Source organism: Sinomonas notoginsengisoli (assembly GCF_021554725.1).
GTDB classification, from domain to species: Bacteria; Actinomycetota; Actinomycetes; order Actinomycetales; family Micrococcaceae; genus Sinomonas; species Sinomonas notoginsengisoli.
The window spans coordinates 222,742-238,356 of the sequence record NZ_JAIZDP010000004.1; the positions used below are offsets into that span (position 1 = coordinate 222,742).

The window sequence follows — 15,615 nt, forward strand, 5'->3', positions numbered from 1 at the left end:
GATGAGCGCTTCGATGAGGCTCAGCGCAGGGACTGGTCCTCGGGGTCCTTGGGAACAACATAGGTGCTGCCGTCCGGGCGCGTGACCGTCTCGAACTGCTGCGCCTCTGCCTCGCGCTGGAGCAGCAGGCGCCTGTTGGCCTCCGTCATCGCGTGGGTGGACGAGCTGCGGTGCGCGGGCCCGAAGAAGTAACGGAGCTTCCCCGTGGTCCGCATGAGCTTCTGTGCGAAGTTCTCCCCCGACATTGCGATCCTTCCGTCCTCAGGTCCTTCATCGGATAGTACCCTCATTATTAGTGCACTAACTAATGGAGGAATGCCATGAGCGACGCCAACGACGATCTTCTCCTCGAGCGGCAGCTGTGCTTCGCCCTGAGCGTCGCGAGCCGCTCGGTCATTACCTCTTACAGGCCTGTGCTGGACAAGCTGGGGATCACCCATCCGCAGTACCTCGTGATGCTGGCCCTGTGGGAACGGTCACCCCGCACGGCGAAGGAGATCAGCGACGTGCTGCTCCTCGAGCCCGCGACCGTGACCCCGCTGCTCAAGCGGCTCGAGGACGCGGGGCTGCTGACCCGGTCCCGGCAGCGGGGCAACGAGCGCGCCCTCGACGTCGCCCTCACCCCGCGCGGCGCGGCCCTGCGCGGGCAGGCGCTCTCCGTGCCGACCACGATGATGGACCGGCTGAACATCACGCGGGACGAGGCCGCCGAGCTGCATGCCTCCATGATGCGGCTCATCGCCGCCGCCCAGGCCAGCCGTGCCGCTGACGCTGAGGCTGCCGAGTCCCTGACGGCACGTTGAGGAGTCACTGCGCGCGGTTGCGGGGCCTCAGGCGTACAGGATGCGCCCCTATGCGACAGTGGAGGCAAGGACCTGCGGACAAAGGAGTGCCCATGCGGCGTCGGGCCGATCTCTGGCTTCCCGTCCTGCTCACGGTCGCGGCATGCACGGCGGTCCTGACAGCATGCGCAGCGGGACCGGGGGCATCCCAGCCGAATCGATCAGAACCACGGACGACGGCGCCGCCCAACCCAGGTGCCGCAGCCAGCTCCCCTTCTGGGTCGCCGAGCGGCACCCAAGGTGCGTTCACGGCGGATCTGGAGGTCCTCGTCGTGCGCGCGCCAGGCGAGGCCGAGCAGCGCTGGACGCTGAGGTGCTCGGGCTCGCAGCCCCTGGCTGGCAGCACCCATCCCGCCGCGGCGTCCGCCTGCGCCCTCGTCGCCACGCGGCCCGAACTGCTGGCCCCGCCGGCCGAGGACCGGCTCTGCACCCAGCAGTACGGCGGGCCGGAGGTCGCGACGGTGACGGGGACGGTCAACGACAGGCCGATTGATCGGCGCTTCGCGCGCACCGACGGTTGCGGGATTGGTGAGTGGGCCGCCGCTCAAGATCTTCTGGGAGCCCCGGGCGGGGCTGTGTGACCGGTCAGCAGGGGCGCGGACAGAGGCGCGTGCCTTCGTGCTCAGGTCACCCGCGCTGCTTCGGCGTGTCGGCGGCAACACCCCGAGAGATCACCTCCTCCCACGAGCCATCCTGAGCAGGAAGGCACGCCCCGAGCTCCCGCAGACCATAGCGCAAGCGGGCATCTGAGCTGTTTCGGGGATAATCGAGGGGTGCCCTTGCCCGTCCCGTCACGCACCCCCGCATCAGTCAACTCCGTCCTCGCCGAGGACCAGTGGCTCCGGCGTGCCCGGGCGCATGCGGAACGGGTCGGACGGTTCGCCGAGCCGTTCGTGGCCCGGCGCAACGCACGGAAGAAGCACCCGGTCGAGGACTTCCTCTTCACGTACTACACCCACAAGCCCGGGCAGCTCGGCCGCTGGCACCCGGGGGTGGAGGTCGCGCTCGTGGGTGACGCCGCTCAAGAACGCCTCGGCTGGAAGCACTACCGCACGCTCACCGAGCCCGAGCGGGCGGCTGCGGGCCTTCCCGCCGACGACGCGCCCGGGGCGAGTGCCGCCGTCGTGCTCGATCTGCCCGCGTACGCCGCCGAGCGCGAGGAGACCATCCGCTTCAGTGGGGTGATCCTCCGCGGCACGGCGGCACGGCCGGCCCAGTTCGGGTGCTTCGGGCTGCATGAGTGGGCGATGGCGTACCGGAGCGAGAAGTTCGGGATCCGGCACGAATACCTCCCGCTGCGGCTCGGTGCCGAAGGCACGGATCGGGTCGTCGAGGAGCACCGCATCCGCTGTACGCACTTCGACGCGTTCCGCTTCTACTCCCCCGACGCCGCGCCGCTCAACGAGCTCCAGCCGACCCGCGCCACCCAGCGGGACCTTGAGCAGCCCGGCTGCCTCCACGCGAATATGGACCTGTACAAGTGGGCGTACAAGCTCGGGCCAGCCATCCCCGGCGAGCTGCTCATGGACTGCTTCGAGCTCGCATGGCGCATCAGGACCATGGACATGCAGGCCTCCCCCTATGACCTCTCGGACTGGGAATTCGAGCCCATTGCGATCGAGACGCCCGCCGGGAAGGCCGAATACGTCGAGGCGCAGCGCGCATTCGCGGCCGAGGCCGCCGTGCTGAGGGAGCGGCTTATTGCGGCGATGGGTCCGCTCGAGGCCGCGCTCAGAGGCTAGGCTGGGCCGCATGGACGAGGACCTGTTCGACGGGCGTGCGCACGTGCTGCACACCCCGCCGTCGCAGTTCGCGCGCAACGCCGCGGTCTACACGCGCCGCGCCGAGGGCCCCGACCCCGTACCTGTGCGGCACCGCGCCGGCTACGCGCGGTTCGCGGAATTCCTCGCCTCGCGCGGCATGGACCCGCGCACGACGGCGCGTGATCCACTCGCGCTGCTGGCGCACCTCCGCGCCCATCACCAAGAGATCATGGGTCGGCCCGGTCTCGCGGAAGCGGCCGCCGTGTTCTTAGGCAACACGATCGCGGCGGTGCGGGCCGACGCCGAGTGGGTGGGCCCACATGTCAGGGGCCCGCGCGTTCGGTTCTCTCCGCAGACCATCATCGAGAAGGTCGGCGCGGCGCCGCGGGAACACCTCGATCAGCTGGAGGCGCAGCTGACGACGTGGGGGTCGGGCGTGTAGCTCAGTCGGCTCGACCCGCCTGCGCCCGCCTGACCGCGCCCCCAACGGGTGGTGGCAGCCATGGCTGCTCGTCAGCGGCGGGGTGACTCCTGGACCGGACGGACGTGACCCCCGACGCGGCTGCCCCGGCGGTGCCGTCCGGGGGAGGACGGCGCCGACTGGGCAGCTTGCGGGTGCTGTGAGTGAGGCTAACGCGTCACTGTCCCGGGATGCGGTCGACGGATGCCATCTCGGGGGCACCGGCCGGGGCGGGCGCACCGGAGCCGACCGTCACGTCGACCCAGCTGCGGACCCCATTGGCGCCGAACGTGAGCCGGCCCATGTAGGCGCCCGGCGCGAGTCCCTTCCAGGAGAGGGCCTCGGTCGCCTGGGAACCGTTGGGGGCCACGATCGGGTCCGGCGTCACCGACGCGTTGCCGGCGTCCCCGGCCCACGTCGCCGCGAAGACGGTCGCGTTGGACGGCCCGGTGTCCGGGGTCGAGAACAGGTTCGCCAGGATGTAGTAGGTGCCAGGGAGCGGGTTGGCGAGCTCGAGGGACTCACTCGCGCTCGCCGTCGCGACGGTGATCTGCCTGTAGCCGCCGGAGGTGGTCGGCGCGAACACATACATGTCCCAGTCAGCATGCTGGTCGGCGGCGTTGACGCCGAACCGGGCAACCTTCTGCCCCGCGGGCACACTCACGGCGACAACGGCGTTGGCGGCGTTGTCCGTCTTCGCGGGCTGGCCGGGGGTCTTGGTGACGGCCTTCTGGGCGACCGGGGCAAGCCCTTCGACACCCACCGGAATCGGGCTGTCCGTTCCGGAGGTCAGGGAGAACGTTCCCGAACCGTCGCCGCTGGCTGACGAGAAGCTGTAGCTCGGATCGACTTTGGCGTCCACGGGACGTACCGCGAGGGGCGAGGTGACCGTGCGGGGCCCGACCCAGGAGAGCGTGCCCGTGGTGAACTTCCCGAGCGGAGCCGAGACGTTCTTGATCGTCAGCGTCACCTCGCGCGTCTGGCCCGCCTTGGCGAAGTTCAGCGCCTGCGGCTCGACGAGGATCGAGACGCCGGGCAGGTCCACCTTCGGCCGGTACATGCCCGGGACGAGCGCGGTGATCTGGCGCTTGACCTGGACCTCGCCCACGAGGGAGCCGAGGGCGATCGATGGCACGTTGACGTCCTTGGCCGCGATGGAACCCGCTTGCGGATCGCTCGAGGGGTAGCCTTGGCCGTTGATGAACGCGTTCCAGTCCTTCGGGCCGGCGTTGTACACGAGGCCTGGGTCGGTGACCTTGGTCGTATTGACGTGTCCCGCGCCGCCGTCGAACGGGTTGCGGTTCGGGGTGCCGTCGCGGTTCACCAGCGGGTAGGCGGTGGTCATCATGGCGGACTTGACCATGGCGGCAGACCACTTCGGGTTCTTGCTGAGCACGAGCGCTCCGACGCCAGCGATGTGCGGGGCCGCCATCGAAGTGCCGGACATGAAGCCGAACTGCTCGCCGGCATTGCCCACGGTCGAGACTCCAGCCAGGACGTTCACGCCCGGAGCCGAGATGTCCGGCTTGAGCAGGTCGCCGCCCGAGGCGAGCGATGGGCCGCGCGAGGAGAACCCGGCGATCTGGGGGGTGGGCGCGGGGGGCTTGCCGGTGAAGTCGCCCTTGAGAAGGCTCACCGTGAGCGCTGGATTGCCCGCGATCTTGGCCTTGAGCTCCGGGCCCTCGGGGGCGTTGACGTGGATTGTCGGGACCGAGTGGAGGTCGGAGTCCTCCGAGCTTGGGGTGAGGTTGACCAGGATCATCCCGATGCCGCCGGCCCGCTTGACCTCGGCGCTCTTGTCGACGCGCGCGATCACGCCACGGTCGCAGACTACGACTTTGCCACTGACCTTGGCCGGGTCGAGGCTGTTGGCTGTGCAGAGGTTCGCGGCGGTGGCACCCGGCAGCGCGGCGGCAGCCGCGACAATGGGCGCCGCGTCCTTGACCTGGCCGCTCATCACGGTAGCTCCGCGGTACTTCGAACCGTCCGACACCTCGACCGTGCCGACGAGGTCGCCGGGGAAGGTACTGGCTGCTACCGTCGTGAGCCACGGCGAGGAGTGGTTGACGGTCGAGGCCGCAGGGCCCGAGTTTCCCGCCGAGGCTGAAACGAAGATGCCCGCCGAGGCCGCGTTGAGGAACGCGAGCGCCACGGGGTCAGTGGTCGAGTTGGTATTGCCCGAGATCGAGTAGTTCAGGACGTCGACCCCGTCCTTGATCGAGGCCTCGATGGCAGCGATCGAAGCCGAGGTGTAGCAGCCGCCCGTGGTGGGGTCCGTGTCCTCCCAGCAGATCTTGTAGACGGCGACCTTCGCGGCTGGCGCCACGCCGGAGCTCTTGCCGAAGTCTGTGCCGGCGATCGTCATCGGAACGTTGGCATTGCCCGCTGCGGTCGACGACGTGTGCGTACCGTGGGAGGCGATGTCCACCGGAGAGATGACTTCCTGCGGTGCCCTCTTCGCGGGCGGGACCGACTTCAGGAATGCGTCGGCGAAGTATCGCGCGGAGATGACCTTGGAGTTGCATGCCGTACCGTCGAAGGCCTGCCCCGGCTGGCACTCTCCGGTGAACGTGGTCCCGTCCCCCTTGAGCATGGCGATCTTGCCGTCAGCGTCCCGGTACGGCACACCAATCTGGGGCGTCGCACCGTTCGCGAGCGGCGCGACCGGCTCGCCGGCGAGGAAGGGGTTGTCCGGGGCATAGCCGGTGTCGATGACGCCCACGACCGTGCCCTTGCCTGCGTTCTCCTGGCCCCCGAACTGGGTGGCCCATGAGCCCTGCGGGCCCGAGAGCTTCATGAAGTCGTTGGAAGTGTAGTCGGGCGCGAACTGCTCGTCCTTGGACAGCGTGAGCACTTTGGCGTCCTTGGCCAGCTCCTGGGCCTTCGCGGCGGTGAGCTCGGCGGTGAAGCCGTTGAGCGCCGTCGTGAACTGCTGTCCCACCGCCACTCCGTGCTGGCTGGCCACCTCGCGCTGGGCGTTGCGCAGGTGGGCCTCGTAGACCTTGACGTTCTGGTTGCCGACGTCCACTTTGCGGCCCGTCTCGGGCTTCGTTGCGGCGTAGCCGGGAGTGCCGCCCTCGTAGGCGGCGACCGCCTGCTCGGCCAGCACAACCACGTACCGCCCGTCCTGGTAGACCTTCCCGGACTCGGGTGCGCCCGAGGCCGCGGGGGCGTTGGGCGTGATGTCGGGCATGGCGTTCGCCGGCAGCGCGACGGCCGTGAGTGCGAGCGGGAGGCCGAGGGCGAGCGCGGCCAGCCGCTGCAGTCGCGGCCGTGCGCCGCGCAGGGATTCTCTCTTCACGTGGGGACCTTTCATGGGGCGAGGATGTGACTTCCACCACTGGAGGAATGGCCATAAGCTACCCGAAATGACTGCTTCACACCAGTCAATTGACAGCGCAATCCAAGCTTTCACACAGGATCCTTGATGGAACGTGACGACCGGTGGATACAGGCCGGAATAGCACAATCAAATATGCCCTAATAGGGCGGCTCTTTCCCGCCCGCGTCGGAGTAGATTCCGAATCGCCAAACGTGAAGTCAAGGACGACTAGGGAGGCGAAGGCAGCGCAAGAGACGTACGCCGGAACACCGCAGGAGGGTTGAGGCCTCGAACCCCCGCCGCGGTCCGGACTCGAAGAGGCCGGATTCCGTCAAACACTCAACAGAAAGCCAGATGCCGTGAGGGGCGTGTCACAGCCGACGCGCCCCTTCTCTCGTGCCCGGATTCAGCCGATGTCGCCGTCCACGTAGAACCAGCGCCCGTCCTCGCGGACAAACCTCGAGTGCTCGCGCAGCACCCCGCGCCCGCCCTCATCCCGATAGCGGGCCTCGAAATCCACGGTGCCGTTCGCGTCGAAGGGACCACCCGCCGTCGTGCGCACGACGGCGAGTCGTCGCCACTGCGTGGCCTCGTCGAGTTCCAGCGTGGCGGGCCTCGTGGACGAGTGCCACGTGGCCCTGAGGTACTCGGACATGCCAGGACCGCCGATGGCGAAGGCGCAGTAGCGCGAGCGCATGAGTGCCTCCGCTGTAGGGGCCACCGTGCCGGCCTGCAGTCCGGAGTGGAAGCGGCCGCAGCAGGCGCGGTAGACGTCCCCGCTTCCGCAGGGGCATCGGGCGTCGGGGGCGAGTGGCATGCCGACAGCGTAGCGGTGCGGCTGCTCGGCGAGGCGGCAACCTCCAAGAGCCACGTCACAGCGGGAGTCGGCCCAGCCAGTGACCTGCCGGGTGAGGGTGCCGCTTGCCTCTCCGGTAGAATCGGGGTGCCCCCTTCCCTATCCAAGGAGCCTCCTTCGATGCCGCGGATCGTTGTCGACGTCATGCCCAAGCCCGAGATTCTGGACCCGCAGGGGAAGGCGATCGTCGGCGCACTGCCGCGTCTGGGCTTCACCGCGTTCAGCGGGGTACGCCAGGGCAAGCGCTTCGAGCTCACCGTCGAGGGCCCGGTGACGGACGAGATCCTCGAGCAGGCCCGGAACGCGGCCTCCACGATGCTCTCCAACCCGGTGATCGAGGACGTGGTGAACGTCGCAGTGCTCGACGAGGCCGGCACGCAGGACGCCGAGGCCAACTGACATGGGCGAGACTCCCCTCATCGCAGACCTGAGCGGTCCCGAGCCGGCCCCGCTGACTGGCGCCAGGATTGGCGTCGTGACCTTTCCCGGCACCCTCGACGACCGCGACGCCGCCCGCGCCGTCCGCCTCTCCGGCGCCACTCCCGTGCCGCTCTGGCATGCGGATGACTCGCCCAGCGCGCTCAGTGAGGTCGACGCCGTAGTGCTCCCGGGCGGGTTCTCCTACGGCGACTACCTGCGCGCGGGTGCGATCGCGCGGTTCGCCCCGCTCATGGGCAAGATCGTCGATGCTGCGAACTCGGACGCGAAGCTCCCCGTGCTGGGCATCTGCAACGGCTTCCAGATCCTCACCGAGTCACACTTGCTCCCCGGCTCGATGGTCAAGAATGACCACCTCAAGTTCATCTGCCGCGACCAGGTGCTGCGCGTCGAGAACAACCAGACGGCGTGGACCAACCAGTACGCGGCCGGCCAGGAGATCACGATCGTCCTGAAGAACCAGGACGGCCAGTATGTCGCGGACGAGAAGACGCTCGACGAGCTCGAGGGCGAGGGCCGGGTCGCCTTCCGCTACGTCGGCTGGAACCCCAACGGCTCGCGGCGCAACATCGCGGGCATCACCAACGCCGCCGGCAACGTGGTGGGCCTGATGCCTCACCCCGAGCACGCCGTGGAGCCCGGGTTCGGCCCGCTCGATCCTGACACCCCCAGCTACTCCACGGACGGGCTCGGGTTCTTCACATCCGTTTTGACCACGCTCGTTGCGGGAGGCACGAAGTGACCGAAGGGAACTCGACGACAGTGGCGAACACCGCGGCGACGGCCAAGAAGTTCAACATCGACACGGTCGAGCACGCCGCCCAGACCCCCGAGACCGAGCTCCCGTGGGCCGAGCTCGGCCTCAAGGAGAACGAGTTCGACGAGATCGTCAAGCTCCTCGGCCGCCGCCCCACCGCCGCCGAGCTCGCGATGTACTCGGTCATGTGGAGCGAACACTGCTCCTACAAGTCCTCCAAGGTGCACCTGCGCCAGTTCGGCGAGAAGCTCACCGACGAGATGAAGAAGGACATGATGGTGGGCATCGGCGAGAACGCCGGTGTGACGGACCTCGGTGACGGCTGGGCCGTCACGTTCAAGGTGGAGTCCCACAACCACCCGTCCTTCGTCGAGCCGTACCAGGGCGCCGCGACTGGGATCGGCGGGATCGTGCGCGACATCATCTCGATGGGTGCGCGGCCCGTGGCGGTCATGGACCCGCTGCGCTTCGGCGCGATCGACCACCCCGACACGGCCCGCCTCGTCCACGGCATCGTCTCCGGCATCGGCGGCTACGGCAACTCCCTCGGCCTGCCGAACATCGGCGGCGAGGTCGTGTTCGACTCGGTCTACCAGGCCAACCCGCTCGTGAACGCGCTCGCGGTCGGCGTGCTGCGGCATGAGGACCTCCGTCTCGCGAACGCCTCGGGCTCCGGGAACAGGGTCGTCCTGTTCGGAGCCCGCACGGGCGGCGACGGGATCGGCGGCGCGTCCGTCCTCGCGTCCGAGTCCTTCGACGACTCGAAGCCCTCCAAGCGCCCGGCCGTCCAGGTGGGCGACCCCTTCGCCGAGAAGGTGCTCATCGAGTGCTGCCTCGAGCTGTTCAAGCATTCTCTGGTCGAGGGCATCCAGGACCTCGGCGCAGCGGGCATCTCGTGCGCCACGAGCGAGCTCGCGAGCAACGGCGACGGGGGCATGCACATCGAGCTGACCTCGGTGCTGCTGCGGGACCCCACCCTGACCCCGGGCGAGATCCTCATGTCCGAGTCGCAGGAACGCATGATGGCCGTGGTGACCCCGGAGAACGTCGAGGCGTTCGAGGAGGTCATGGAGAAGTGGAACGTCGAGTTCTCATGGCTCGGCGAGGTCACCGAGGACGGCAGGCTCGTCATCACGTGGGAGGGCGAGACGATCGTCGACGTCGACCCGCGCACCGTCGCGGTCGACGGTCCGGTCTACCACCGCCCGTTCTCCCGCCCGGAGTGGCTTGACGGCGTCCAGGCGGACACGTTCCGCGCCTCCGCTGCCGACAAGGACCTGCCGTCCACGGGCGAGGAGCTCAAGGCGGCAGTGCTGGAGCTCATGGCGAGCCCGAACATGTGCGACAAGTCCTGGGTGACGAAGCAGTACGACCGCTACGTGGGCGGGAACACGGCCCTCGCCTCCCCCGACGATGCCGGCGTGGTCCGGGTGGACGAGGAGACCGGGCTCGGCATCGCCATCTCGACGGACGCGAATGGCCGTTACGCCTACCTCGACCCGCACACAGGCGCGCAGCTCGCCCTTGCGGAGTCCTACCGCAACGTCGCCACCTCGGGTGCTGTGCCGATGGCCGTCACGGACTGCCTCAACTTCGGCTCCCCAGAGGACCCGGAGGTGATGTGGCAGTTCGCCGAGGCCGTCCGCGGCCTCTCCGACGCCTGCCAGGTGCTCGGCATCCCCGTGACCGGCGGCAACGTCTCGCTCTACAACCAGACGGGAACGACGCCGATCCACCCCACCCCGGTGGTCGGCGTCCTCGGCAGGTTCGACGACGTGGCCCGCCGCACCCCCTCGGGCTGGCAGAGGAACGCGGACGGCCAGGCGATCTATCTCCTTGGCACCACGCGCGACGAGCTGGACGGCTCCGAGTTCGCGAATCTCCGAGGGCACCTCGGCGGCCTCCCGCCCAAGCTCGACCTCGCGGCGGAGAAGACCCTCGGTGCGATCCTCATCAACGCCTCGCGTGACGGCATGATCGACTCGGCCCACGATCTCTCCGAGGGCGGTCTGGCCGCAGCCCTGTCCGAGATGGCGCTGCGCTTCGGTGTCGGTGCCCGAGTTTCGCTCGGGGACCTGTGCGAGCGGGACGGCGTGGACGCGTTCACCGCGCTCTTCTCCGAGTCCCAGGGCCGGGCCGTGGTGGCCGTGCCCCGCTCCGAGGAGGTCCGCTTCAACGACATGGCCTCTGCGCGGAACTACCCGGTGGTCCGGCTCGGTGTGGTGGATGTGCTCGCGACGTCACTGGAGATCCAAGGCCTCTTCGACCTCCGGCTGAACCAGCTGCGCGAAGCCAACGCGGGGACGCTGCCGAAGTACTTCGGCTGAGCCCCGCGAGAAGACGAGGCAGATGACGGTGGCCCCGCCCGAGGAACAGCTGCGCCCCCGCGCGTCCCCGACGGGGCCATCGCTTGCCGCCGGACCCGCCGGTGCCACGGGTCTCACCGGCCTCAACGAGGCCGAGGTGGCCGCCCGGACGGCAGCCGGCCTCGTCAACGCCATGGACCGGCGCACCTCGCGCTCCGTCTGGCAGATCGCCCGAACCCACCTGCTCACCGTCTTCAACCTCATCCTCGGGCTGTGCGGCCTGACGCTCGTGCTGCTGGGCCGCTGGTTGGACCTCATGTTCCTCGCCGCAGCGGTGGCCAACGTGGTCGTCGGTTTCGCCCAGGAGCTCGAGGCGAAGCGCCGACTGGACAAGCTCGCCCTGCTCAAGCGCGACCCGGTCCGCGTCCTCCGGGCCGGGGCCCCGGTTGAGGTCAGGCCCGAGGACATCGTGATGGACGACATCGTCCTGCTGCGCCGCGGCGACCAGATCCCCGCCGACGGCACGGTACTGCGGACCGACGAGCTCGATCTGGACGAATCGATGCTCACGGGCGAGTCCGAACCCGTGCCGAAGGCCGCGGGCGCAGCGGTGTCCTCGGGCTCCTCCGTTGTCTCGGGCAACGGCAGCTTCCGCGTCTCCGCCCTCGGCTCCGCCTCCCGCGCGGCGCGGCTCACCACCGAGGCGCGTCGCTTCAGCGAGGTGAAGTCCGAGCTGCGCGAAGCCCTGAACAGGGTGGTGCGGTGGATCAGCGTGGCACTGGTGCCGATGATCGCAGTAGTGCTCAATGGCCAGATGCAGGCCGCCGGCGGCTGGGCCGAGTCCTTCGGATCAGGGGCCTGGCGCGATGCCGTGGTCGCCGCCATCGCCTCGGTGACCATCATGATCCCGCAGGGCCTGGCGCTGCTGACCACCATCTCGTTCGCGCTGGCGACCCTCCGCCTCGCCCGGGGTGAGGTCCTCGTCGAGGAGCTCGCCGCAGTCGAGGTGCTGGCCCGCGTGGACGTCCTCTGCTTCGACAAGACAGGAACGCTCACCGAGGGTGGGATCCGCTTCGAGTCGGCGGCCCCTGTCCCCTCTGGCGCCGAGACCGACTCCACTCCGGGGTGGCAACGGGTGCTTGCCTGGATCGGCGCGGACCCGGAGGCGAACCCGAGTGCGGCGGCACTCGCGGAGGGCTTCTCCGACCTCCCGGACCGGGAGCCGACCAGGATCGTCCCGTTCTCCTCGGCCCGCCGCTGGAGCGCAGTGCAGTTCGAGGGCGGCAATGCCGACGGCGCATGGCTGCTGGGTGCCCCGGAAGCCCTTCTGGTGGACGGCCCCGCGGGAGAGGCGGCCGGGCAGATGGCGGCCGCGGCCGCGGACAGCGGGCTCCGCGCCATGGTGCTGTGCCGCGCCGTCCGGCTCCCCGAGAAGGGTGAGCTGCCCGCCGAGGCGAGGCCCGTCGTCGTGCTTACCTTCCGCGAGCGACTGCGGACCGACGCGGCGGAGACGCTCGCCTATTTCCGCAAGGAGGGCGTGGCGCTCAAGGTCGTCTCGGGCGACAACCCGCTCACAGTGGCCGCGGCGGCACGGGGCGCCGGGATGGACGTGGCCCAACCCGTCGACGCGCGGACTCTGCCCGAAGACCCGTCGGAGCTCGCAGACGCCCTCGAGCGGCACAGCGTGTTCGGCCGGGTCGGGCCCGAGCAGAAGGAGGCAATGGTTCTGGCCCTGCAGTCACGCGGGCACGTCGTAGCCATGACGGGTGACGGCGTCAACGACGCCCTCGCCCTCAAGGCCGCGGACCTCGGGATCGCCATGGGGAACGCCGCCCCCGCAACCAAGGCTGTCGCGCGGCTCGTGCTCCTCGATGGGCGGTTCTCGCGCCTGCCCGCGGTGCTGGCCGAAGGCAGGCGGATCATCGCGAACATCGAGCGAGTCTCGCAGCTGTTCCTGACCAAGACCATCTACGCGTTCCTGCTGGGGGTCGGCTTCGGCGCCCTCACGTGGGGGTTCCCGTTCCTCCCGCGGCAGCTCTCCACGTCCGACTTCCTCATGATCGGCTTCCCCGCTGCTGTCCTGGCCCTCGCCCCCAACGCCCGCCGCTATATGCCGGGCTTCCTGCGACGGGCGATCCTCATGGCGCTCCCCTCGGGACTCGCGATGGCCATTGCGATCCTGGGCCTCTACGCCTACGGGCGGTGGGCCACCGAGTCCTCCCAGGAGCAGATCGAGGCTGCCGCGTTCCTGACGCTCACCGCCTCCGGCCTGTGGGTCCTCACGGTCGCGGCACGGCCGCTCAACGTCTGGCGAGTGCTCCTGGTGGCGTCGATGTACGCCGGGATCGTGGCGGTGCTCACGGTGCCGGCCTCGCTCGCCTACCATCAGCTCGCGGATCCGGACCTCCAGCTCACGATCGCAGCGCTCGCATTCGCTGCAGGGGCGTGTGTGGTCATCGAGGCCGCGCACCAGATTCTCAGGCGCCGGCTGCAGGTGTGAGCTCGAGGACGGCCGCGCCGGTGATCCGGTCCTCCGCGAGGTCTGCGAGCGCGCGGCCGGCGTCCTCGAACGCGTAGGGCACCGTGGTGGTGCGGATCGGGATCTCCTCCGCGAGCCGGAAGAACTCCTCACCATCGACGCGAGTGTTGGCAGTAACGCTGCGGAGCTGGCGCTCTTGGAAGAGGTGCTCATGGTAGTTCAGAGCCGGGATGTCGCTGAGGTGGATGCCCGCAACCGCGAGGGTCCCGCCGCGGTCCAGCGCGGCGAGTGCCGGCAGGACGAGCGTGCCGACGGGCGCGAACAGGATGGCGGAATCGAGCTTCTCGGGCGGCTCGTCCGCGGCGCCTCCGGCCCAGGCAGCGCCGAGCTCGAGGGCCAGTTCGCGCGCCTTCGGTGAACGGGTCATGACGTACACGGCCGCGCCGCGGTGCACCGCGAGCTGGGCCGTGATGTGCGCGCTCCCACCGAATCCGTAGATGCCGAGACGGCCGCCGTCGGGGAGCTGGGCGCGCTTGAGCGCCCGGTACCCGATGATCCCCGAGCATAGGAGGGGCGCGGCGTCGCGGTCCCCGAACTCCTCCGGGATGCGGTAGGCGAAGTCCTCGCGCACGACGGCGAGCTCCGCGTACCCGCCGTCGTCGTCCCACCCGGTGAACCGGGGTGCTTCGCAGAGGTTCTCGCGGCCCGAGGCGCAGAAGCGGCACTCGCCGCACGTGCCGCGCAGCCATGCGATTCCCACCCGGTCTCCGACCACGAAGCGCTCCGACCCCGGCCCGAGCGCCTCGACACGGCCCACGGCCTCATGGCCGGGGATGACGCCGTGCCGGCGCGGCGCGAGGTCGCCCTCGGCGAGGTGCAGATCGGTGCGGCACACGCCGCAGACCAAGACCCGCACGAGCACCTCGCCCGGGCCGGGCACGGGATCGGGCCGCTCGCCGAACACGAGCGGCCCTGGATGAGCCCGAGCGGAACGGGGAACGTCAACCCACCAAGCGCGCATGCGGCCATTCTTGCTCCCGAGGCGCGGGAGAGACAGGCGGAAACGCCGACGGCCTGCCCTTGCGTGGTCGTGGGCAGGCCGTCGGGACTAGACCCCGTGGAAATGCTCCCGGACTGAGTCCCGTGAGGCAGGGGCCGTCTGGTCAGGGTCGGAAGAGCTCCTCGAACGTGCCGGAGGTAGTCGGGGAGCAGGTGTTGGCGAGGCAGCCGAGGTGCCACATGTGCTGGATCGTCGAGAGCAGCGTGTAGTGGTCGGAGAGCTTGTCCGTGGTCTTGTGCGGGCCCTCGGCCGAGTTGATCACGATAAACGGGGCGTCGCCACCGCCAAGGACCGCCGGGGTGGTCCCACCGGGGGTGCTCACACCCACGGGGCTGCCGGGGCCGCCGGAGGACCCTGAGTAGTCGTTCTCGTCCCACACGAGGACGATGCTCGACTTCGTGGTCTTCCACGTGGTCGAGTCCATAATCTGCGCAACCTGCTGCTTGACGTAGTCGTCGCCGAGCTTGATCGCGCCATGGTCAAGGCCGGAGGCCGGGTAGCCGCACGTCTCGTTGCTGATGAGCTTCGCGCTCGAGGGGGAGATGCCGTGCATGTCGTGGCACTGGTCGGGGCTGATCCACACGAAGTTCGGAACGTTGCCCGAGGCGAGGTCCGCCGAGAGGTTGTTCTCGAGCGGAACGATCTTGGAGGTCCGCGCGGGGTTGTTCACGATATCCGAGAAGTACATGAACGGGTTGTGCTTCTGGGCGTAGAGCTTGACGGTCTTGCCGCCGATCGTCGGCGCGTACTCGACGTTCGAGCCGACACCCGGCATCGACTGCATGTAGGCCTTCCAGGACAGGCCGTTGGACTCAAGCTGGTCGACGATGTTCTTGCCCGAGAACATGTGCGGGGTGGCCGAGGCGCTCGCGATCTGCGCCGCGGTCAGGAACGCGCCCAGCTGGTCTTCGCCCGGGCCAGGGATGAACTCCTCGGGGGCGCACTTAACCGTGACGCCGGCCTTGCAGTCGTCCCAGATGCCCTGGAAGTCTCCCGAGATCGCGGCGAGGTAGTTCGTCAGGCTCGGGTGGGTCACGCCGTGGTAGTTGGTCGCCTCGTTGTACCTCTGGGCGAGCGACGTGATGTATGGTGCGTCGGCCGTGTTTCCGACGATCTGGTCGCGGCCGTGGTTCTCCATCATGATGACGAACACGTGGTCGGGGCCGCTCTGGGCATTCGCGCCCGCTGCTCCCCCTGAGGCTGCAGTGGCGGAGACGGCGGCAGCGCCGGTCAGTGTGACGGCGGCGGCAACCGCAATCACCGCCCCTGCGGCGCGGCTCTTGAGCACATTGAGCATGGGTGTGTCCTTTCGGGTTGCGCCCCGGGCAGCGG

Annotated in this window: 13 protein-coding genes; 8 read left to right on the forward strand and 5 right to left on the reverse strand. The window is 69.3% G+C overall.

Going from position 1 to position 15,615, the window contains the following annotated elements:
- Nucleotides 1-20 precede the first annotated feature (20 nt).
- Nucleotides 21-245, reverse strand: coding sequence for a hypothetical protein (locus LF262_RS09840; RefSeq protein WP_235780129.1), 225 nt, complete (start codon nucleotides 243-245; stop codon nucleotides 21-23).
- Between the two features lie 75 nt (nucleotides 246-320).
- Between LF262_RS09840 and LF262_RS09845 the strand changes: the two genes are divergently transcribed.
- The 4 genes from LF262_RS09845 to LF262_RS09860 all read left to right on the forward strand — a co-directional run bounded on the left by LF262_RS09845 (nucleotide 321) and on the right by LF262_RS09860 (nucleotide 3,047).
- On the forward strand, nucleotides 321-803 hold the full coding sequence (locus tag LF262_RS09845; RefSeq protein ID WP_235780131.1) for a MarR family winged helix-turn-helix transcriptional regulator: 483 nt from the start codon (nucleotides 321-323) through the stop codon (nucleotides 801-803).
- Nucleotides 804-895: 92 nt separating this feature from the next.
- A complete protein-coding gene (locus LF262_RS09850) occupies nucleotides 896-1,423 on the forward strand; it encodes a serine protease inhibitor (protein WP_235780132.1) in 528 nt (175 codons plus the stop codon).
- 192 nt (nucleotides 1,424-1,615) lie between these two features.
- A complete protein-coding gene (locus LF262_RS09855; protein ID WP_235780133.1) occupies nucleotides 1,616-2,584 on the forward strand; it encodes a 3-methyladenine DNA glycosylase in 969 nt (322 codons plus the stop codon).
- A gap of 10 nt (nucleotides 2,585-2,594) precedes the next feature.
- Complete coding sequence (locus LF262_RS09860; protein ID WP_235780134.1) at nucleotides 2,595-3,047, forward strand: hypothetical protein; 453 nt, start codon at nucleotides 2,595-2,597, stop codon at nucleotides 3,045-3,047.
- A 196-nt stretch (nucleotides 3,048-3,243) separates the two neighbouring features.
- Here LF262_RS09860 and LF262_RS09865 read toward each other — a convergent pair whose 3' ends face one another.
- Together LF262_RS09865 and LF262_RS09870 are read right to left on the reverse strand one after the other, a co-directional pair.
- Entirely contained in the window at nucleotides 3,244-6,381 is a 3,138-nt protein-coding gene (locus tag LF262_RS09865) for a S8 family serine peptidase (protein ID WP_443729156.1), read from the reverse strand.
- A gap of 412 nt (nucleotides 6,382-6,793) precedes the next feature.
- Entirely contained in the window at nucleotides 6,794-7,204 is a 411-nt protein-coding gene (locus LF262_RS09870; RefSeq protein ID WP_235780136.1) for a YchJ family protein, read from the reverse strand.
- Between the two features lie 159 nt (nucleotides 7,205-7,363).
- Between LF262_RS09870 and purS the strand changes: the two genes are divergently transcribed.
- From purS to LF262_RS09890, 4 genes are read left to right on the forward strand one after another with little or no spacing between them, the layout of a single operon-like run.
- Nucleotides 7,364-7,642, forward strand: coding sequence for a phosphoribosylformylglycinamidine synthase subunit PurS (gene purS, locus LF262_RS09875; protein ID WP_235780138.1), 279 nt, complete (start codon nucleotides 7,364-7,366; stop codon nucleotides 7,640-7,642).
- A 1-nt stretch (nucleotide 7,643) separates the two neighbouring features.
- Nucleotides 7,644-8,423, forward strand: coding sequence for a phosphoribosylformylglycinamidine synthase subunit PurQ (gene purQ, locus LF262_RS09880; RefSeq protein WP_235780139.1), 780 nt, complete (start codon nucleotides 7,644-7,646; stop codon nucleotides 8,421-8,423).
- Entirely contained in the window at nucleotides 8,420-10,765 is a 2,346-nt protein-coding gene (gene purL, locus LF262_RS09885) for a phosphoribosylformylglycinamidine synthase subunit PurL (protein ID WP_235780141.1), read from the forward strand. Before purQ ends, purL begins: the two co-directional genes overlap by 4 nt.
- A 22-nt stretch (nucleotides 10,766-10,787) precedes the next feature.
- A complete protein-coding gene (locus tag LF262_RS09890) occupies nucleotides 10,788-13,244 on the forward strand; it encodes an HAD-IC family P-type ATPase (protein ID WP_235780142.1) in 2,457 nt (818 codons plus the stop codon).
- Here the strand turns inward: LF262_RS09890 and LF262_RS09895 are convergent.
- On the reverse strand, nucleotides 13,222-14,244 hold the full coding sequence (locus LF262_RS09895) for a zinc-dependent alcohol dehydrogenase family protein (RefSeq protein WP_235780144.1): 1,023 nt from the start codon (nucleotides 14,242-14,244) through the stop codon (nucleotides 13,222-13,224). The two genes, LF262_RS09890 and LF262_RS09895, sit on opposite strands and share 23 nt — an antisense overlap.
- 142 nt (nucleotides 14,245-14,386) lie before the next feature.
- Nucleotides 14,387-15,580: an alkaline phosphatase family protein gene (locus tag LF262_RS09900; RefSeq protein ID WP_235780146.1), complete on the reverse strand. Its 1,194-nt coding sequence runs from the start codon at nucleotides 15,578-15,580 to the stop codon at nucleotides 14,387-14,389.
- Nucleotides 15,581-15,615: the final 35 nt, after the last annotated feature.

Bases quoted from the DNA above. Each gene is read 5' to 3' on its own strand.
- LF262_RS09840 (WP_235780129.1), bottom strand. From the start codon at position 245: ATGTCGGGGGAGAACTTCGCACAGAAGCTCATGCGGACCACGGGGAAG.
- LF262_RS09845 (WP_235780131.1), top strand. From the start codon at position 321: ATGAGCGACGCCAACGACGATCTTCTCCTCGAGCGGCAGCTGTGCTTC.
- LF262_RS09850 (WP_235780132.1), top strand. From the start codon at position 896: ATGCGGCGTCGGGCCGATCTCTGGCTTCCCGTCCTGCTCACGGTCGCG.
- LF262_RS09860 (WP_235780134.1), top strand. From the start codon at position 2,595: ATGGACGAGGACCTGTTCGACGGGCGTGCGCACGTGCTGCACACCCCG.
- LF262_RS09865 (WP_443729156.1), bottom strand. From the start codon at position 6,381: ATGAAAGGTCCCCACGTGAAGAGAGAATCCCTGCGCGGCGCACGGCCG.
- LF262_RS09870 (WP_235780136.1), bottom strand. From the start codon at position 7,204: ATGCCACTCGCCCCCGACGCCCGATGCCCCTGCGGAAGCGGGGACGTC.
- purS (WP_235780138.1), top strand. From the start codon at position 7,364: ATGCCGCGGATCGTTGTCGACGTCATGCCCAAGCCCGAGATTCTGGAC.
- purQ (WP_235780139.1), top strand. From the start codon at position 7,644: ATGGGCGAGACTCCCCTCATCGCAGACCTGAGCGGTCCCGAGCCGGCC.
- LF262_RS09890 (WP_235780142.1), top strand. From the start codon at position 10,788: ATGACGGTGGCCCCGCCCGAGGAACAGCTGCGCCCCCGCGCGTCCCCG.
- LF262_RS09895 (WP_235780144.1), bottom strand. From the start codon at position 14,244: ATGCGCGCTTGGTGGGTTGACGTTCCCCGTTCCGCTCGGGCTCATCCA.
- LF262_RS09900 (WP_235780146.1), bottom strand. From the start codon at position 15,580: ATGCTCAATGTGCTCAAGAGCCGCGCCGCAGGGGCGGTGATTGCGGTT.